At 51.3% G+C, this 20077-nt stretch carries 15 protein-coding genes and 1 pseudogene; 8 read left to right on the top strand and 8 right to left on the bottom strand.

Translation table 11 applies throughout. The features are described 5' to 3' along the window. The first annotated feature begins 35 nt into the window (after positions 1-35). The 3 genes and pseudogenes from RT657_RS14945 to RT657_RS14935 all read left to right on the top strand — a co-directional run bounded on the left by RT657_RS14945 (position 36) and on the right by RT657_RS14935 (position 2509). Positions 36-899 (top strand): lysogenic protein, encoded by an 864-nt coding sequence (locus RT657_RS14945; protein ID WP_313655400.1) that lies wholly within the window; start codon positions 36-38, stop codon positions 897-899. Between the two features lie 707 nt (positions 900-1606). Next, positions 1607-2100, top strand: a pseudogene (locus tag RT657_RS14940) (integrase); the annotation flags it as partial. A 262-nt stretch (positions 2101-2362) separates the two neighbouring features. Then, on the top strand, positions 2363-2509 hold the full coding sequence (locus RT657_RS14935) for a hypothetical protein (RefSeq protein WP_313655399.1): 147 nt from the start codon (positions 2363-2365) through the stop codon (positions 2507-2509). A 434-nt stretch (positions 2510-2943) separates the two neighbouring features. Here RT657_RS14935 and RT657_RS14930 read toward each other — a convergent pair whose 3' ends face one another. The 6 genes from RT657_RS14930 to RT657_RS14905 are packed head-to-tail and all read right to left on the bottom strand — an operon-like array spanning position 2944 to position 9617. Beyond that, positions 2944-3231 (bottom strand): YkgJ family cysteine cluster protein, encoded by a 288-nt coding sequence (locus RT657_RS14930; RefSeq protein ID WP_313655398.1) that lies wholly within the window; start codon positions 3229-3231, stop codon positions 2944-2946. A gap of 50 nt (positions 3232-3281) precedes the next feature. After that, the gene (locus tag RT657_RS14925) at positions 3282-4310 is read right to left on the bottom strand and encodes a hypothetical protein (protein ID WP_313655397.1); all 1029 of its coding nucleotides are present in this window, start codon (positions 4308-4310) and stop codon (positions 3282-3284) included. Between the two features lie 12 nt (positions 4311-4322). After that, entirely contained in the window at positions 4323-4895 is a 573-nt protein-coding gene (locus RT657_RS14920; protein WP_313655396.1) for a hypothetical protein, read from the bottom strand. Positions 4896-4912: 17 nt separating this feature from the next. Further along, positions 4913-6484, bottom strand: a complete 1572-nt coding sequence (locus tag RT657_RS14915) for a hypothetical protein (protein ID WP_313655395.1) — start codon at positions 6482-6484, stop codon at positions 4913-4915. A 50-nt stretch (positions 6485-6534) separates the two neighbouring features. Continuing rightward, positions 6535-7503, bottom strand: a complete 969-nt coding sequence (locus RT657_RS14910; RefSeq protein WP_313655394.1) for a WYL domain-containing protein — start codon at positions 7501-7503, stop codon at positions 6535-6537. A 20-nt stretch (positions 7504-7523) separates the two neighbouring features. Beyond that, on the bottom strand, positions 7524-9617 hold the full coding sequence (locus RT657_RS14905; RefSeq protein ID WP_313655393.1) for an ATP-binding protein: 2094 nt from the start codon (positions 9615-9617) through the stop codon (positions 7524-7526). Between the two features lie 1018 nt (positions 9618-10635). On the opposite strand from RT657_RS14905, the gene oxlT reads away from it, so the two are divergent. Further along, positions 10636-11937 carry an oxalate/formate MFS antiporter gene (oxlT, locus tag RT657_RS14900; RefSeq protein WP_313655392.1) on the top strand — a complete coding sequence of 434 codons (1302 nt, stop codon included), beginning with the start codon at positions 10636-10638 and terminating at the stop codon, positions 11935-11937. Positions 11938-12136: 199 nt separating this feature from the next. Here oxlT and cirA read toward each other — a convergent pair whose 3' ends face one another. Both cirA and RT657_RS14890 read right to left on the bottom strand, forming a co-directional pair. Continuing rightward, positions 12137-14101, bottom strand: coding sequence for a catecholate siderophore receptor CirA (gene cirA / locus RT657_RS14895; RefSeq protein ID WP_409521009.1), 1965 nt, complete (start codon positions 14099-14101; stop codon positions 12137-12139). Positions 14102-14165: 64 nt separating this feature from the next. Continuing rightward, positions 14166-15317 carry an ABC transporter substrate-binding protein gene (locus tag RT657_RS14890; RefSeq protein WP_313655388.1) on the bottom strand — a complete coding sequence of 384 codons (1152 nt, stop codon included), beginning with the start codon at positions 15315-15317 and terminating at the stop codon, positions 14166-14168. Between the two features lie 431 nt (positions 15318-15748). On the opposite strand from RT657_RS14890, the gene RT657_RS14885 reads away from it, so the two are divergent. Genes RT657_RS14885 through RT657_RS14870 form a run of 4 tightly spaced genes read left to right on the top strand, consistent with a single transcriptional unit; the run spans position 15749 to position 20064 of the window. After that, positions 15749-16579 (top strand): DeoR/GlpR family DNA-binding transcription regulator, encoded by an 831-nt coding sequence (locus RT657_RS14885; RefSeq protein ID WP_313655537.1) that lies wholly within the window; start codon positions 15749-15751, stop codon positions 16577-16579. Between the two features lie 12 nt (positions 16580-16591). After that, positions 16592-17575, top strand: a complete 984-nt coding sequence (locus tag RT657_RS14880) for a substrate-binding domain-containing protein (protein ID WP_313655387.1) — start codon at positions 16592-16594, stop codon at positions 17573-17575. A 1-nt stretch (position 17576) separates the two neighbouring features. Continuing rightward, positions 17577-19082 (top strand): sugar ABC transporter ATP-binding protein, encoded by a 1506-nt coding sequence (locus RT657_RS14875; protein WP_313655386.1) that lies wholly within the window; start codon positions 17577-17579, stop codon positions 19080-19082. Then, complete coding sequence (locus tag RT657_RS14870) at positions 19075-20064, top strand: ABC transporter permease (RefSeq protein WP_313655385.1); 990 nt, start codon at positions 19075-19077, stop codon at positions 20062-20064. Before RT657_RS14875 ends, RT657_RS14870 begins: the two co-directional genes overlap by 8 nt. The last annotated feature ends 13 nt before the right edge of the window (positions 20065-20077 follow it).

The raw sequence follows: 20077 nt of genomic DNA, 5'->3' as shown, positions 1-20077 counted from the left end.
TGACAACGATTATGGACAAGTAACAAAATACTGGCTTGATAAAAATCATAAATGAAAATATTATCGAAGCATCAATATGCTTAACACCCATTCCAAATGAATTTAGCTTTAATAATTACCCGCTGACTATAAATTCAAAGAAAATAGAGCCATTTCACTATAAACAAGAAGCTAAGGAAGAGTTTAAAATGAATGTAACATTAATATCTAGCATCATCAGTGGCGTTTTCGCAATAGTTTCCGTTGCCATTTCCGTTGGAATTACTACGTACTATCAGAGCAGAGTCAATAGAATAAACAATGCAATAGAAAAAAATAGGAAGCACCAATATTACCTTGAACCATTAATTCGTTCCGCGGCCGATCTGCAAAGCAGAATTTATAATATCTTAGAACTTAGATTTATTGAAACATACTACCATAATGGCACTGATAGAAATAAAGATTATGTCATACATAATACTATTTTTCTTTTAGCACAATTTTTTGCATGGACTGAAGCAGCTCGCAGTGACGTTCAGTTCCTTAATCTTGAAAATGATTTAAAGACCAGTAACCTGTCAAAATTGCAGAGTGATATATACTCATTAATGCAGACCGATAAGTACGGGAGTAATTTTATGTTTTTTGCAGGAGAACAACGAGCTATAGGTGAACAAATGTTAATTAAAATGGAGCGCGGATATAATTGCATTGGGTATGGTGAATTCATAAAAAAAGATGCATTCAGTAACGAGCTTCTATTCAATGAAATAAAAAAAGAAGTCATTAAAATGACTATAGACATTCAATTTTATCGCAAGCGATTACAGGAATTGCAGCATGCATTGATTGATCTTCTTGATTATCTTGACCCGAAACATATTAGAATCCCAAGTAAGGAACGCACTAAAATATAAAAAAATTTTAAAATTGATAATGAAGTCACAATGACGACTAACATTTAAAGGAGTATTGAAATTGGTTAATTTTTCAATACTCCTTTGCTAATTCCATGTGGCTCAAGCGCAGAACTAACCATAAAAGCCAAACAAGACTAACCAAGACCGGCCAGTTTCAAGCATTCATCACTGGGCTACATGATCCAACATTAAGTCAGTTCAGGTCGGTCTATATGGACGCATATTAAGTGATAACTCTAAGTGCATACTAGTGTACATCCCGCCTCAAACCCATCACTACCTAAATATATAATTTTTTATAGACTAAAATTAAAAAGTGAACTGTGTGAATCCTTTTCCCTAGAATTATTTTTATTTGAATTTTAGGTTGGCCGTTGGTTATCCTAGCAACGCCGTTCCGGGGTATGAGATCCATTAATTGGTACACCTTTAGGTACACGGAACAAAGTTGAATTAACGAAAAAAACTTAATTTCATGACTTAAGAAAATTATTCAGATTCCGCCAGCCCAAAATTCCTGGTTGATGGTCACCAGAACCTTCAACGAAGTCCTGAAAGCCCGCACGGTGCAAGCCCTGCGGGCTTTTTTGTGTCTGTGACCTTCCGAGGCGATCCGCCTGAATCCAGAGATAATTGGTACATGAGTTGGTATGCGCCAAGATGTATCCTAAAAACGTATATCAATTTTCTCAGGAAAGCCCTGTATGGCAGGTACTACGCGCCCTCTCATCAACACGGAAGTGCTTCGTTCAAAAGCCGCTGATAAAGATTCAACGTTGCATGTTGGCATCGGGCTTTAAGAGCCATAAAGATTGCTGGCAAAAAGCTTTGCCATTACCAGTATCAAAGCAGCGTAAGATGATGAGTCCGGGTGCATTCCCTGCCCTGTCGTTAGCAGATGGCAGGCCGTCTCCGCGTTGACTACCTCTCCTTACTTGCTAATGGCATTGCTCCACAGACACAGGCTTAACAGCTCACAGAGCAGCAGCAGGTGGCGTCAGACGGCATTTTCTCAATCGTGGCTGCTGGTTTACTTAGAAACAGGGCAGCGTTACACAGAGTTACGCTGGGGATCTGGCATTCACTTAATAAAGATGTTTTTACAGCTCCTGGTGAGATTCCGGTAGAAAAGAGTAAAGCCCGGAGTTTGCCTGCCCCCCAGGAGCCAATTAAGGCCAGAGGCGCTCCTGAAACCGTTTACCTACAGATTAAGGGAACCCCCTTACTAAATACTCGGATGATGCCTAAAAAGCGTTGGCTGTATTGCATTTGCTCTGATAAAAGAGAAAAGTAAGGCATTGAATAGCTGGCCTGTAGTATTAGTCTGTGCCGGAGAATAGATAGCAGATGATTTCTTAGCTTTCTGTAAGATCCACATCAGGCATACACCCCAATGCTTTAGCGTTCACGCCGAAACGCCGGGTTAGCGTCATACGAATTAATTCAAAAGGAACCTTGTGATGGCGACAAAATTCAGTCATTCAGAAGACATTGATGATATCCATAAGGCCATAGGGCTGGCCGTTTCGCGTGTGCTTTCCTCAGGAAAGCCTGTGAATAAAGAAAATATTCTGGCGCAGCTCAGAGAGTCGGAAAGCACTTCGTAGACGGTACAAAAAAAATCTATGCTGATGCCATCCGTAAAGTCATTCAGGAGAGTGAATAGCGGTTTCGCCAGCTGCCTCACGTAAGTCAGGCGGCAAAAAAATTTCCGCTCATAGCGGATATTATTCAACCTGAATCCGCTGTTCTGCTTAATGAAAGCCACTCTCTCAGACCCCCTTAACCGTTCAAAATTTCAGCGTTACAATTCGCTTCATTATTCTGATGCAGAAAAATACGCACTGCCCTGCGCTATAACCTACAAGCAGGCACCCTCTGAACTAGCGTGCTCTGGGCAGCATTCACGCGCAGAAATCCTGGCTTCGGCCTCGCGGAGAAGACTGATGAGCTATTCGCCGGAAAAACGCTTCTTCATAAGGGCGTCCTCATGTGGCTTATGAAGACATGACTGACATCAGCAATAATTGATATCAGGCTGTTATCTACACTCTTCTTCTGCGATAAGCTGGTGACACACTGCCAGGTTAAGCTCAACAAAACCTTCCCAGGTATAGTGCTGTGAGTAATGGCGTTCAAATTGCAGGTCGACCCGACAAATATCCGGACGATCATTGTATATGCGGCAACCTTTACTGGCTGCGTCATAATGCAGGCATGTGCCGTCACCACGATCCAGAGAACGCGTCTCCTCTGCCAGACTGACACGCTGGCAACAAAGTCCACACTGAACGCATGGAAAGGGTGAAAGGTTACTGTAGCAGGACATTTTCATTACTCATTATCAGGCTCGCGAACAGACGCGAGCCTGGTTTCACCTTACGCGGCAATATCATCCAGCTTGTCTTTTTTGCCTTCGGCAACGGCTGCAATATCAATAATCCGTCGTTCAGTGGAAAGCACCAGATTCCCCTCCTGATCCAGGAGCGGCGTATCAATCATCGCTTTCAATAATTGCGCATACTTGACTGACATAAACACGGCTTCTTTGCTCTCCTGCGGGAAGTCATGGAAGTTTTCACCGTAGCTTTCCAGGGCATTCTTCATATCGTGAACGCTACCGCGAAGGCGACCACTCGTCATGGAGAAAGCATTGTTTGCCAGCGTCGTGACCTTTTCGATAGCCTGGAGTTTATCCACCATTAATGCGCTCTGGTCGCGGATCGTTTTTGCCTGTTCCAGGTTACTGCGTGCGTTGTTTAATGCTTCTTCACCCTTATTGCCCAGAATATGACCGAAAATAGCCAGAGCCGGGCCAGCAACAATCCCGCCTAATACCATCATTCCACCCGCCATGCCAAAACCACCTGTTGCCAGTGACCCGCCGCCAAGCCATGCCAGCGTGGCATTGGTTGCTGCCACGCCAGACAGAGAGGAGATCGCCGTTCCTGTACTTGCTGTTGCCAGCAGCATCGTGCCGTTATAGGCACCAAATGCCAGTGCTGCACCACTTCCCATTCCCGCCCCAATACCCAGACCGGCATCTTTCAGCATCTGATAATCCTGCTTCAGGCCCGACAGGGTTGAGCTGGTAAAATCACCTGCGTTGAGTTTTTCCAGCTCAACGCTGTCAGCCAGTTCGACGTTTTTAAGGCGACCAAAGTTAACGATAAAATCATTGATCACGCCGTTGAATGCACGAAGCTTGCGCTGACCGTAGTCTTCGATGACTTTATTGGTGGCTTCGCGGCTTGACTCAATTTGAGCGCCTGCGTTATCAACCATGCTCTGTGCATTTTCATTAATGTTTTTTGCATTGCTGTGGTCTTTTGCACCACCAGCCCCTTTAGCAATACCGTAAATCCCTGCGGCAGCGGCTACCGCACCGATAATAATTGGAATAGGCATGTCATAACTCCTTTATTCAAGTATTAAAGCGAGTAATTTACTCATTTCATTGTTTAACGACTCAGCATGTTCCAGCAGGTCTTTAAAAATAAAGTCCGTAACTTTGAATGCAAACTGTATTTCTTTCAGCAACATCCATTCAATGCTGGAAATATGTCCATCCCGTAGCGCGACCAAAAAAAGTTGGAAAATAATGACTTTTGGCGTCGTGATATTCTCCATCGTTTGATGCTCAAGCAAATTTTTCAATACTGAGGTTGCAGCCTGAATACGCGTTTCTGGCGCATCAATGATGGAAATTGGATAAGTTTTCAGTTTTTCAATGAGTTTTTTTTCGGCAGAAATGCTGAATAACCCACCAAAAACAGCCGCAGTAGGAAAGCCTGACGCGTGCTGTTCTATCTCTTCCAGTAATTCAGTTTCCAGAGCATCCTTCTGAATCGTCAGATTATTCAGGTCAGAGTCTGACCTCAATTCATCTTTCGTTTTTCCATCCCAGAGCAATGGGTTGTCGGACAATGCAAGAAGTCTGGCAAGCTCAACGAGCAGCGTCTTCTTATCAGCAGGCAACATTTTAATTAGCATGGTGATCCTGTTCCCTTTTACAACATTAAAGGTTTATCTGAGTCCATGAAATCTTCGAACTCAGACATAGTCTGGAACTGAAGCTGAAAGCCGAGCAGAGTGGCAAAATCATTAACTGCAAACGCCAGGCCATCAATATTCCCGGCTTCCCCAGAAATGGCCTTAAACAGACGCTGTGTATCTTTATGAAGCTGTGGAATTTCCCGGGCTATAAATTCATCAAGCAACGCCTGCTGTTGTGCGATACAAGCACGGGCTTCAGTTTCTACAGCACGAATTTGTGCCAGGCGAGCACGCGAGAGCGCCGCTCCACGCGCGGCTTCAAGCGCGCTTTGATAAAAAATGGATGAAAGTGTGTAACCAATCATGCCGCCTATTGCCGCCCCCACTACCGGAATGGGAATAGCTACTTGTCCAAGTGCCGCCATCATTCCACTGGAAAGCATTCCGGCGCCTTTTTCACCAATCTCATGCAGCAATTGGGCTTCATCAATTTCATTATTGACGTAACGCTTGATAGAAACGCCCAGTGACAGGCAGATATTGACGACCAGCGCGGGGGCTGACGTTCCGGCTATGGATCGAAGTGCCTGCTTTTCAGACTGTTGTAAGCCTGCCTTGATTGCTGAACCCGCAAAGGCTGTGCCATAACCCACCGCTGCTGCTTTAGCGGTATTAACAACGATATCTTCAGCAGCTTCACCCAGGGTTTTCTTCTGTTGCGCTATGTTAAAAATATTGACGACCAGTGAAATCGCGCTGCCAACAGCCGCTCCTGTTTTTGCTCCTTCGATACCCGCACGGTGGCTGGTGCGTGCAATATCGATTGCAGTTGCGATCCCGGGATGCTCCCGGTAAAAAATGGCTTGTCTGGTCGTTAAACCACTATCGCAAACATTGCCCGCCAGCTGATCGTAGTTCTCTGCATCGCGGCGAAGTTTATCTGCAACATTCTGTTTCCCGGCAGCCTCAGCCTCGATCGCTTTTTGGCGCAGGTCTGCCGCTTGTTGACGACAGTGTTCCGCCGCGCCTTCATACTGTTCCGACGGCAACTCCAGCTTAACGCCCCGGTAGCGGGAGAATTTGCCATCATCTTTGGCGATATTTTTCAATAGCTGGTCGCGATCGCCAACAAATTTCATCTGGCTTTGCGAACCTTCAACGATCACGCCGTCCTGAATTTTCACGCGATCGACAACGTTATGGTTACGACCATATTCTTTTAAATCGTCGCTACGAATCGTTCGTACAGTATCGCCATTAATAATCGCTTCTGCATTATCACGACCGGTGGTTGCAATTTCCGCAGAATAACCCGCCTGCTGCTTGATATTCTGGGTTGCATAATCCGGATTCACTTTATGTTTCGCGATATCCGCCAGCCCTTTAGCAAACCGTTGCCCGGTTTCGTTATCAACGCCACGATAGCTTTTAATATATTCGGCGCTTGCACTGCCAAAACGCTCAACGATTTCACCCTCAGCTACAGCGATGACTGTACGATTACGATCGCTCTCGATTTGGACCTTGTCGCGTTGTTGCTGATTACTGTCAGAAGGCGATAACGTGAAATTCTCGTTTGATTCCATAATTATTCCCGTGCAGAGCTATTGGATTGCCTTTATATTTCAGTTCCGATTTACGCTTCCACAACCGGCTGCCGTTGAACGTTACTGACAGCTTCCCCAAAGGCAGCTAAAAACCACTTCAGCATGGCGCTGTCTACCACCGTAGCGGAGAACTCCAGGCGATCATTGCCTATTTCCCGATGTGTCTGATCCAGTGAAAGCGGTGATTCAATCAAGTGGAACCCAGCGGTACGGTCAATTTCAAACGTAAGAAATATCTGATGGCCTTCGCCAAATCCAAAGCGGCCATCGTCATCATATTTTTTCAGATTGAATTCGGCTGGACGCTCGAAAGTAAAGGTGCTGACACTGGTGGAAAGAATGCGATTAAGCGCCAGACTGCGCTCGTTGCTGTAGCCTTCGAAACGACAGACCAGATAGAGACGCGGGCCCTGCTGCGCCAGGCCCAATGGCATCACTGTGTTTTCACTCTCTTTTCCGCTCGCGTTGCGGTACGTAATGCGCAATAAGCGATTGAGATATAATGCTTCACTGACGGCTTCAAACACGCCATCAGCAATCGGTGGCGGCAGTAACGGTTGGCTGGTTGCCACAATACGCACTTTATCCGGCCATTCGGCTTCAAGTCGGCCTGGGCCGTTGTCGTGCAAATTACGTTGCGCCTGAGTGAACAACCCGGTCATGGACTTGATTAATCGGCTTGGCAAAATAGGCTTCAGATGTGCTTCTGCCATCGCCAATAGCAGCGATTCTTGCGGCGTAAGCATCGGTAGCGAAACACCATTGGCATTCTCCAGCCAGCGATAGCCATAAGGACGGCTACGGTTGTCGCATTCAATATCAAAATGGTCGCAAAGCATTTCCAGATTACGCTGAATAGTCCGCAAATCGCGCGCGATTCCCGCATGCAACAATTGCTCGTGCAGCTCTCTCGCCGTAATTTTTCTGCCACGTGGAATACGACGCAGCAGCTCAAGAGCCAGCACGGTAGTTTCAATGGTCTCGGGTCGTTTAGCCATTTTGATCCCTGTAAAATTTATTACTGCAAAAAGCTAATCGCTGGTTTATTGCCTTTTTTCATCCAGCACTCATTTTTCAGTACGGCAACAAAGGCTTCTGCTGAACTCACTGGCCTGAATTGATGTTGACGAGCGACTAGCGAAAAATCACCAGGCGTCAGATAGTCCAGTTTTGATATTTCCCTGATATCACTGGATCGCGGTTCATTAAGCTGTAGCTCACGGCAGTAAAGGGCCAGCAATGCAACGGCCTGGTCATCACACAAATAACTGAAGCGCATCTTAAGATCGAAACGACGCAGCGCAGCGGCATCCAGCACATCAAATCTGTTAGTGGTAGCGATCAACACACCGTTGAACTGTGCCATCTGGCTAAGCATCTCGTTGGTACAGCTCACATGCCAATGGTGCTGATACTGGTCGCGTGTGCTGAGAAAGCTGTCAATCTCATCAATCAGCAGTAACGCATTGTCACGGTGTGCCTGTTCAAATAGCGCCGCGATGTTTTGTTCACTTTCGCCTGTGTACCGGCCAAAAAGTTGTGAGGCTTTACGTTCAACAACGGCCATATTCAGCCGCTGCGCCAGCCAGTATGCCCATGCCGTTTTGCCTGTGCCCGGCGGGCCATAAAGGCAAAAACGCGCTGGCTGGCCAGGCATCAGGGCTTTTCCAATCTCGCCAGCAGGAACATCACTATTAATAAATGAAGTGTCATAGAGCAACGATGTCTGGGCTGCAACATGATGTTTTATCGGCAGATGCCCCTGTGCCTTTAGGGTGTTATTGATTAAATACATTAAAGTCAGAGGGCGACTTTCTTTGGGTATTTTTTCGCCAATGCCTGCCAGCACGCCTGCCGCCCGGCTAACAACCGCCGGTGCAAGATAAGGCGCTTCAGCTAACTGAGAGAGGGTCTCAGGGGCCAGCATCGTGCCGCAGGCTTGCTGTATAATCTCTGCCCGCTGCGCACGTGGCGGCGCATTGAGCTCAATCACCATATCAAAGCGGCGCACCAGAGCCGGCTCCAGAGAACGGATATCATTCATTACCCATAAAGTGGGGACGGCATTCTCTTCCAGCAGGCGATTTATCCAGGCTTTCGCTAATGGAAGTGGGCTGCTGTTATAGAGTCCAGGACTCTCGATAAACACATCCTCTGCCTCATCAAGCAAAATGAGGGCTTTCTCATCAACAAACAGACGCTGCGCTGCACGCCAGGCACGCAGGCGACGGCTGCCGCTCATCGGACGCAGGGTTTCATTTTCACTGCTGACTTCATAGAGAGAAGCTTGTAATTCCTTCGCCATCAGGCGACAAAGCTGGCTTTTACCGCTGCCCGGTTGACCATGAATCAGGATATTTACCCCTACCCGAGCGGTGCTAAGCGCGTGGTGCAACCACTGACGCAAAATATTGACTGCCGGGATATGGGCATAGTTGTCTGACGTCAGGTGGGCGGGTGTGCAGCTGTTGATCATGCCCTGCAATAGCCGCGCTGGACTCGTCTCACCCGCGTGAAGGCGTTCTGCCAGAGTGGGTGAAAATGGCTCAAGCTTATTACGGAGCAATTGCGCGCCATTCATTTCAAGGCTGATAAGACCCGTTTTCGTCAGGGTACTCGCAGGGCCAAGTGCCTCGCGTATATCGATTTCAGGCATATCCAGTATTGCTGCCAGCACAGGGTAGACCCTGACTGAAGTGAGCGGCCCAAGCCATTCTGTGACATCATTGAGCAGTCTTTCCTGATGTAATTGTAATGTGAATTCCAGGATAGATTTTTCCGCAAGATTGAGGCGAATACGCGTGGCAAACCTGTTTACTGCCGAGTGAAAAACAGAAGTATGGGCCAGAGAATTTTGCTGTTCAGCGTCCTGATAATATTTGCGCAATTTGCTCAGCAATAAATGGTGATCCTGCTGACTGACGTTATAAGAGTGCTCTTGGGTAAGGTGAAAATAATCAGCCAGCGGCTGGCTGCTGAACCCATGCTGAGTAATAAACTGTTTGTGTGCGCCCAGGCGAAAAAGTATCCGCAAAATCCATTGTTGCATTTTGGTATCCTGATAATTCATCTCAGCCACGTCAATCGCTTCAGCAGACATCTCAATGTTCATATTTCCTCCTGATGAAAACGCTATTTTCATACTGTGCTGTGACATTTCGTGTCGCAGGGAATGAAGATTTTTTTATGAGAAATTGTTCGTCTGCGGCACAAGCTGTCGCAGGACTATGAATGCTTCCCGTCAGGAAAAATTGAAGCTGAATTTCTTATATAACCAATAAATTTTTATGTATGCGCTTAATCTGTTCCTTCCTTGCCAAATGCATTCCTTAAAAGAAAGCGGGAAAGATAAAAAGATAATCAGAAATCTGAACAGTTAAGACAATAATCCTCAATCCGAAAAAAAAATAAACCCGCACTCCAGTTAATCATGAAGAGAAAATTCAAATTTTTATGTCCCGAAAAAATGGCATTCAATCATGGCATCATCAACGTTTTTAACGGATTATCATGTATACAATAAAACGCATACTTCATGCTCCTTCGATAAAACGGAAATCATTAACGTTCAGATACGTACGCCCGCTGTGGCTATAGCCTGAAGCTGGGATGTCGTCGTGACCTGTTTCTAATTCTGAAACGAATACTTTTTTACCGGATGCCAAAGTAATACCTGACAATCACACAGATATTTCTATCAGCCTGATAAATCGCAGAGGTTATACCCCCCCACAAAGCTGTTTATGACGATAGATAATTTCATCCGCTACGTTCACAAGGCACAGCGCACCACACGTTCAGGCGCCCTGAGTGAGCTGAGAAGATGAACCACATCACTGCTAACGCATTTCCTGACCCGCTTCCCCTTCCCCGCACCAACTCAACGCACTCATATTTTGCACTGCATCACACTTATCACTTCACCCAAGCACTTACCCATTGATAATAAATAATTTTTATATTGGCACACTTCCTGCAAACCTTTTCCATTACGTAGCTCAGCAAAGCTGGCAATCTCAAACATCTGGCATCAGCCCTTCACCGTCTGGATGTGGACGACATCAGCGAATTCCAAACAGAGCAGGCTGAATCTGGCTGCATAACAGAGCGTAATTCTGGGAGAAAGTGCAATGACCTCAATTAGCGAACCGGTGGTAATAGCGAAACACAGTAAATGGGTACAGCTTCTGCTTGGCTTACTTTGCATGGCGGCGATTTCCAGCCCGCAGTATGTCTGGACGCTGCTGACCAAACCGATGATAGCCAAACTTGGCGTAGGGCTGGCGGAACTGCAGGTCACTTTCTCGCTGCTGATTATTCTGCAGACCTTTTTCTCACCCTTTCAGGGTCGGCTGGTCGAGCGTTTTGGCCCGCGACTGCTGATCTCTATCGGTACGCTGATGGCTGGCTTCAGCTGGGTGATCGCCGCCCGGGTCGACAGCCTTGCTTCACTCTATCTGGTCTATGGCTGCCTTGGCGGGCTGGGTACGGGGATCGTTTATATTGGCGTGGTCGGCCTGGTGATGAAGTGGTTTCCACAGCAGCGCGGTTTTGCCGCCGGAACCGTGGCTGCGGGCTACGGCATGGGCGCGATTTTTACCACCTTCCCCATCTCCATCTCGCTTAACAGCTACGGCCTCGAACAGACCATGACGGTCTTTGGCCTGATCTTCGCTGCCGTTGGCCTTCTCGCCAGTCAGAACTTAAGGCTGCCCGAAACCAGCATGATGACACCGGTCAGCAGAAAATCCGCACCCGTAGCCGGCCAGCGCCAGTTTAAATCCGGGGAAATGCTGCGCCAGCCGCTGTTCTGGCTGATGTTCATGATGATGACGATGATGTCGACCTCGGGACTGATGGTGACGTCACAGATGGCAATTTTTGCCGAAGACTTTGGCATCAGCAAGGCGGTCGTTTTCGGTATGGCCGCGCTGCCCCTGGCGCTGACCATCGATCGTTTCACCAACGGCTTAACGCGCCCGCTGTTTGGTTTTATCTCCGACCGCTATGGCCGCGAAAACACCATGTTTATTGCCTTCGCGCTGGAAGGTGTGGCGATGACGCTGTGGCTGGCATGCCGCGAAGATCCCTTGCTGTTCGTCCTGCTTTCAGGCGTCGTCTTCTTCGGCTGGGGTGAAATCTTCTCGCTTTTCCCCTCCACACTTACCGACACCTTCGGCAGCGAAAATGCCTCAGCCAACTATGGCTGGCTCTATATCTCTCAGGGTATCGGCTCGATCTTCGGCGGCCCGCTGGCGGCGCTGATGTATCAGCACACCCATAACTGGCATCTGGTCTTTGGCTGCGCGATCACTTTCGACTTTATCACTGCCGGACTGGCGTTATGGGTTCTTAAGCCGTGGCGGGCACGGTTTATGCGTGCGCAGCAGAAACCTGAATACCATCCTCATAGCAGGCGCGATCTGGCCTGACAGGGAAACTCAGATAACACTCGTCAGCCCAGGCAGGGGGGTCACGGGCTGATAAGGATGCCAGCAATGGTCCGGTGAAGCGGATAGCATCAGCCGCATTAAGAGGTGGCCTGCGCCGGTAAGTCTGGCCTGAATGGCATGGGCAACGTAAACAGGATGGCGCCAGCCGGGACCCGACGTCCCGGCTGAGCACTTAACGCTAGAAGCTGTAATCCACCGCTGCGAAATATCGCCGGCCATCTTCGTTGTAGCTGTAGTCGTCGCGGTTAAGATCTTTATCGGTCAGGTTCAGCACCCCGGCCCGGATCTTCACCGCTTTACTCACCTGATATGACCCGCCCGCATTCCAGATCGTGTAGCCGCCTGGCGTAGCGTTGCCGTTGGTGACGGTGCGGCTTTTACCTTTGTAGTTCGCGGAAAGATAGAAACTCCAGTCCACCAGCGGTGTCCAGTCGAGCGTGGCGTTGCTGGTGTGGAACGGCAGTTCGGACAGCGGTTTGTTGCCGCCATTACTCAGGTCGCGCGCATCGTTATAGGTGTAATTCAGTTTCAGGTTCAGCGTGTCGCTGAACGGCAGGCCGAGTTCCGTTTCCAGCCCGCGGATGCGCGCTTTGTTTACGTTGTAATAACGGAAGATCGGATTGCCGCTGGCGTCAAAGCCGGCAAAGTTCTGATAGGTCGGTGCCAGACCGCGGTTGGCGGTGCGGATAACCGTGATCATGTCATCGATGTCATTCTGGAACACCGTCGCGCTGGCGGTAACGCCCTCAAACGGCCCTTTCTGACCGGTATAATAGAGGCCAAACTCCAGACTTTCGCTGGTTTCTGCTTTCAGATCTTTACTGCCGACAACATTACAGCTGCCGCGACAGGAGGCGCTCTGCCAGTCCGGGCTAAGCTGAAGCAGCGACGGCGCTTTAAAGGCAGATGCCCAGCCCCCTTTCATCGTGATGCTGTCCGTCGCGTCATAGACCAGATACGCACGCGGGCTCCAGTTGACGCCATAGTTTTCGTGGTCATCCATGCGCACGCCGCCGGTCAGCGCCAGATTTTCCAGAATATGCCACTCATCTTCCAGGAACAGCGCATACTGGTTCGCCTGGCTGCTGCCGCCGTTTTTCATGTTCACGGCATCTTCCAGTTTATCGTTACGGTATTCACCGCCGAACGTCAGGAACTGGGTATATTCACCCAGCGGGATAACCACTTTGCCGTCGAGTGAGTTGTTTTTGGAGGTGATGGTTTCCGCATTTTTATTTTTGATGTTCTCACCGTAGAAACGCAGTTCGGTATTCGCCCCGCCCCAGTGGCCAGTATGGCCGAGCGAGTAGTTTTCACGTTCGAGACGGTTTTTATCCAGCGAGTCGGAGTCCCGATCCTGACGATCTCTTCCGTAGCCGAAGGTGATCGCCTGATCCTTATCCGGCGTCAGTGAGAATTCGACGTTGCCGTTGCGTGAGGTATAACCTTCGATACGCGGCTGTTCCGTGCCGTTGCCGCCACTGGCGGAACGGGCCTGATCTTTGTTGCGTTTACCCAGGGCGCCAAACACTTTCACGCCCAGTAGATCCTCCACCAGTGGTCCGCTGGTAAAGAAGCTTCCGTTGCCGCTGTCGCCACGATCGCGGTGCTCCTGAACGGTGGTGTCGGCGCTTAGCGTGCCGTGCCATTGGGTGCCCACTTTACGGGTGATGATATTGACGACACCGCCCAGCGCATCGGAGCCATATAAGGAGGACATCGGCCCGCGCACCACTTCGATGCGTTCAATCGCTTCGGCGGGGATCCAGCTCAGGTCAAAGTCGTTGTGGCGGAAGACGGCGTTACGGGAGTTGACGCGTTTGCCGTCGACCAGGATCAGCGTATAGCTGCTGCCCAGTCCGCGGAGGCTGACGCCCTGACGGTTGTCACCTTCATTTGTGAGCTGCACGCCAGGCACATCCTTCAGCACCTCTTTCAGGTTTTGTACCGGCTTCTTGTGCAGATCGTCGCGGGTAATGACGCTGATACTGGCGGGCGCATCCTTCAGGTTCTGTTCGATCGCGGAGGCCGTCACCACCATCTGATCTTCACTGTCGTTCGCTTCTCGGGCCTCTTCCGCCATCACCGGCATCGCGGCGGCAATCAGTTGTGCGAGCACCCCGGCTTTCACTGCCGGTGTCATAGAAATCTTCACGCTTTTTGTCTCCATGAGGTAAAAATCCCCGGCGGACCGGGGCAGTGTCCTTTTACTCTGTCCAGTAAGTGCCGGTCGGTTCGACGGCGAGGAACTGTTTATAAAGTTGTTTTTGTGTCTGCTGCGGATCGAGATCGGCAAACTTCTGTGGATAAAACGCTTTGGCGAACAGCTGAACGGCCAGCACGTTATAGGGGGAGTTGTAGTAGTTATGCCAGATGCCGAAACTGCGGCCCGCCTTAACCGCTTTCAGCGTGCTGATGCCTTTACGCGCCAGCAGTGGCGTCAGGCTGGCGCTCGCCTGCGCTGGCGTGGTCTGCGCACCCAGCACTAAACCGGTGGGTTGCGGATCGCCCGCTTTCGCCGGTCGGGCTCCGCCGCTGACCAGATAGACATCCGGCTGTGCAGCGATAACCTTCTCCAGATTCACCTGACCAAGCGGGCCAGGCAGCAGTGGCCTGGCGATATTCACTCCGCCTGCCAGATCGATAAAATCCCCCATGTTGCCCTTTCCGGCCGAGCGGCAGCACTCGTCCGCCATGGAGGCGCGCAGCTCGATAAAGACGGTAGGTTTTTCCTGTTGCGGGATCGTCTGTGTAACCTCGGTGACGCGTCTGATGTTCTCCTGATAGAAGCGGATATACTCCTGCGCCTGCTTTTCGCGATTAAGTACTTTGCCCAGCAGCGCCATGCTCGGCAGCGTGTTTTTGAGCGGCGAGGTGCGGAAATCGACAAACACCACCGGCACACCCGCTTTCTGCAGCTGCTTTACCAGCTCGCTTTCGCGGCCCGGCCCATGACCGGATAATCCAAAAATCGCCAGCTGCGGATTCAGCTTCAGCACATTTTCCGGGCTGATCGTGTCGGCGCTGGTGGTGCCAATCAGCGGGATGTTATCGATCTGTGGAAATTTCGCCCGATACGTGGCGTAGGTCTGCGGGTCCAGCTTGCGGAAATCGCCCTGCCAGCCAACGATACGGTCAAAAGGTTTCTGCCCTTCCAGCAGCGAAAGCGCGAAGAAGAGCCGCCCTTCGCCGAGCACCACGCGCTGAATATTATCCGGCACCGTAACGGTGCGCCCCGCCACGTCTGTCACGGTAACCGCCTGCGCCGTGAGGCTGAGCAGGCCCAGCGTAATTCCGGCTAAGCCGGCAGCCAGTTGCCTGCCACGAAACGTTTTGCCTGTTTTCTGATATGTCGTCATCTTCTTCCGATTCCTTTACGTTTCCCTGAAGAAGCCCAAACAATAAAAGAAACGATAACTATTATCAATTCGATTTACATTTGGGCGGTGCGCGATTCTTCCTGCCCGGTTTTCCGATGGCGTCGTCTGCTGCCTGAAAACGTGATAGCCCGAAATGAAACGGTCAAACCCACACAAACGGTCATAAACAGTCATGCCGTTACGACAATAGCGGTGTAATCTGTCTGTCCGGTATTCTCTTTTCTCCGGCCCGCAGGGCGGAAATATGTGAGTAAAATCACTATTACATGCAATTAATTGCATGGCTTTGCATGATTTATTTCGGCGTCATCACTTAATAAGGGGTGTCATTATTTGCCCGCGTGGACTCCTGCCCAGTCCACATTTTCCCGTGTTCGCTTCCAGTAATTTATCTCCATCGGAGGAAATGTATGTTGCCGATTGAAAGACAGCAAAGAATTATTAATGAGATTAATATAAATGGCCGGGTAATTGTCTCAGAACTGGTCACGCTGTGTCAGGTTTCACAGGAAACCATTCGCCGGGATTTAAGCCAGCTGGAAAAGCGCGGTTTATTACAGCGCAGCCACGGCGGTGCGGTTTTGATAAAAAAACAGAGCACCGGCGCGGCGGGAAATAACAGGATCGCTAAAGAGAACGAATTATCATTCCGGCAGCGAATTAATGAGCACGCGGATGAAAAAATGGTCATCGCCAAGCGTGCGCTCGACTTTATCAGCCCCGGCGACTGTATCCTGCTGGACAGCAGCACCACCTGCTGGTATCTGGCGCGACAGCTGCCGGACATTGAGTTAACGGTATTAACCAATTCACTGCGCATCGTACAGACGCTGGCAGCACGCGGCAGTATCCGCACCATCTGCTTGGGTGGGGAATATTCCGATCGCGATGAAGATTTTCACGGCGTGGTGGCCGAGCAGCCGCTGCGCGAATTTCAGATTAATAAAATCTTTTTTTCCTGTAGCAGTCTGGGTAACGACGGCTATTTACGCGAAGGCAATGAGAATAATGCGCACCTGAAACAACAAATGCTGCTGGCCGCAGAAAGAAAACATCTGTTAATGGATGGCAGTAAATTTCTGCGGCCCTCTTTTGCCCGCATCTGTCATTACCGTGATGTCGATTTTCTTATTACCGACCAATTAAAAGATAAAGAGCTTGAGCAGGAACTGGCATGGAATGGTGTCAATGTCATTGTCTGTGCTCAGCGTTATCAATCCATGCAGCTAATTAAAAATTAACCAGGAGTCTGTATGAAAAAACATCTTATCGCCTGCTCTCTGCTTGCCCTGTTTGCCGCCACCGGTGCGCAGGCCGCTGATAAATTACGTATGGGTATTGTGGTCAAAATAGGCGGTATTCCCTGGTTTAATGCCATGGAAGCGGGCATTAAAAGCGAAGCCGCCAAACGCGGTATCGATGCGTGGATGGTGGGGCCAACCGCTGCTGACCCGGCGCTTCAGGTGCGCGCCATTGAAGATCTGATTGCGCAGAAGGTCGATATCATCGGCGTGGTGCCCAACGACCCGAAAGTGCTGGAGCCGGTGCTGAAACGGGCGCGTGACGCCGGTATTGAAGTGATTACGCATGAGTCACCCGGCCAGCAGGGCGCTAACTGGGACTTCGAGCTGGTCGATGCGACCACGCACGGCATCAATCACATGAAAGCCCTGGCGAGCTGCATGCACGATGAAGGCAAATATGCCATGTACGTTGGCAGCCTGACGGTGCCGCTGCATCAGCAGTGGACCGACGCCGCGCTTACTTATCAGAAAGAACATTATCCCAAAATGCAGCTGGTCACCGACAAATTTGGCGTCGGCGAATCGCTGGATGACTCCATCCGTACCACCAATGAGCTGATGTCCAAATACCCGGATCTGAAAGGGATCCTGGCGTTTGGCTCACAAGGCCCTATCGGCGCCGGACGTGCAGTCATGAACCGTAAAAAAATCGACCAGGTCTGCGTCATTGGCTCCTTCAGTCCGGGCCAGGGCGCCTCGCTGGTACAGCGTAACGCCATTAAAGGCGGCTACATCTGGAATCCGCAGACCGCCGGCGAAGTCTTTGTCCGCATCGCCGACATGATGCAGAAGAAAGAGCCAATCACCGACGGCATGACGATTGAGGGGCTGGGCAAAGTCAAAGTGGACGAAGCCACCCACACCATCCTGGGCAACAGCACCGAAAGTCTGGATAAAGCCAACCTGCCAAAACTGGTCAAAATGGGGCTCTGATATGCAAGAGGTCATTCCACAGACACTGATTGCGCTCGAGAATCTGTCGAAAACATTTGGTGGTAACCGCGCGCTGAGCGATATCTCCCTGACGCTGCTGGCAGGCGAAGTGCACTGTCTCGCTGGGACCAACGGCTGTGGCAAGAGCACTCTGATCAAAGTTATCTCCGGGGTGCACGCCCCGGACAGCGGCAGCCGCATCACCCTGGGCGACGGCCCGACGCTGCCGCGCCTCACCACCCGGCAGGCACGCGACTTCGGTATCCAGGTGATTTATCAGGATCTGTCGCTGTTCCCCAACCTCAGCGTGGCAGAGAATATCGCTTTTGAGCACAACCTCAACGGCCTGCTGCGCTGGCACCACCGCGCCCGCCTGCGGGAGAGCGCACGCAATATCATTACCGAGCTGAAGTTCGACCTCGATCTGGATGAGAAGGTCGCGGCGCTCTCTATCGCGCAGCGTCAGCAGGTGGCGATCTGCCGTGCGCTGGTCGCCGATGCGCGGCTGGTGATCATGGATGAGCCGACCGCCTCGCTGACCCGCACCGAGGTCAATCAGCTGCTGCGTACCGTGCGCTACCTGAAGGACAAAAACATCTGCGTGGTATTTGTCAGCCATCGGCTGGATGAGGTGCTGGAGATCTCCGACCGGGTCACCGTGATCCGCGACGGACGCAAGATGGGCTGCTGGCCTGCGCGGGAGATGACGCCGCACCATCTGACGGAGCTGATGACCGGCCTGAAACTCGACTACCAGCTCAAAGCCCCAACGCGCAACGGCGATCGCGCCATTCTGGAGATCGAGTCGTTAACCCGCGCCGGGCAGTATCACGACGTCAGTTTCAAACTCTATGAAGGCGAAGTGCTCGGGCTGTGCGGCCTGCTCGGTTCCGGCCGCACGGAGCTGGCGCTGTCGCTGTTCGGCATGACCCGTCCCGACAGCGGTAAGATCTGGCTCGACAGCAAGCCGGTGCGCTTTCGCGGCCATGAGGATGCGATCAAAGCGGGCATTGGCTACGTCTCCGAAGATCGGCTGACGCTGGGCCTGGTGCAGCAGCAGTCGGTGGCGGACAACATGGTATTGCCGATCCTCGACAAGCTACAGAACCGCTTTCACCTGATCGATGAGTACCGCAAAAATAAGCTGATCCTGCAGTGGATCCAGCAGCTTGGCGTGCGCGTCGCCGATCCCAATCTGGCTATCTCCACCCTCTCCGGCGGCAACCAGCAGAAAATTGTGCTGGCGAAATGGGTGCTGACCCAGCCGCGCATTCTGATCCTGGACTCCCCCACCGTCGGCGTCGACGTGGGTGCCAAGGCCAGCATCTATCAGCTGATCCACGAGCTGGCGAAAGAGGGGCTGTCGATCATCCTGATCTCCGATGAAGTGCCGGAGGTCTGGTACAACTGCGACCGGATCCTGCACTTCCGCGATGGCACGATCCATGCCGAATACCAACCCGATAGCGTCGAACAGCAGCAGCTGGCGGAGGTGATCAATGCCTGACTTTTCCCGTTTCCGCCCGCACTCCAGTCAGGGCTGGCTCGCCTGGGTGCTGCTGGCGTTCATTCTGTTTTTCTCGGTCGCCAGCGATCAGTTTCTCACCATGCAGAATCTGCTGGATCTGGCGGAGAGCTACGCCGTCACCGGCATCTTCGCGCTGGGCCTGTTTGTGGTGCTGGTCACCGGCGGAATTGATATCTCGTTTGCGGCCGTGGCTTCGGTGGTGCAGTACCTGCTGGCGTCGCTGTTTGTACAGTTCCAGTTCGACAACGCGCTGCTCAGCATTCTGCTGGCCGTGATGTGCGGCACGCTGTTCGGGGTCATCAATGCGCTGCTGATCACTACGCTGCGGGTGGTCTCGATCATCATCACCATCAGTATGCAGTCGCTGCTGTTCGGGCTGCTGATGTGGGTCACTGGCGGCCGCAGCCTCTACTCGCTGCCGGAGTGGTGGATCACGCTGCGCAACGTGCTGCCGTTCAGCTGGCACGGTGACAGTTTCCAGATCGGACTGCCGCTGGTCACCATGCTGCTGATCGCCGCTGTCACCGCGCTGCTGCTGAACAAAACCAACCTCGGACGCCAGCTCTACGCCGTCGGAGGTGATGCAGAGTCGGCCCGCCGTATCGGTATCCGCGTCGGCCTGATTCACGTGTTTGCCTACGGCTGGCTGGGCGCGATGGCGGCGATTGGCGGGCTGGTGCAGGTCTATCGCATGGGCGAGGTGGTGCCCAACGCGCTGGTTGGCGGCGAACTGGACGTGCTGGCCGCCACGGTGCTGGGCGGTGCCAGCCTGATGGGCGGCAAAGGCACGGTGAGTGGCACGCTGATGGGGGTCTTCCTGATCGCCATCCTGAAGAACGGCCTCAACCTGGTCGGTGTCTCGAACTACTTCATGAACATCGTGGTAGGCGGCGTCATCATGATTGCGATCGCCGTGACCCATTACAAAAAACGCAAAGAAACTGACGTCAGTTTCGTGTGACCGAGGGCACTGA

Source organism: Pantoea sp. (assembly GCF_032114055.1).
Taxonomy (GTDB): Bacteria; Pseudomonadota; Gammaproteobacteria; order Enterobacterales; family Enterobacteriaceae; genus Pantoea.
Note: the sequence above shows the minus strand (reverse complement) of the source record. Positions and strands in the feature narration are given on the sequence as shown.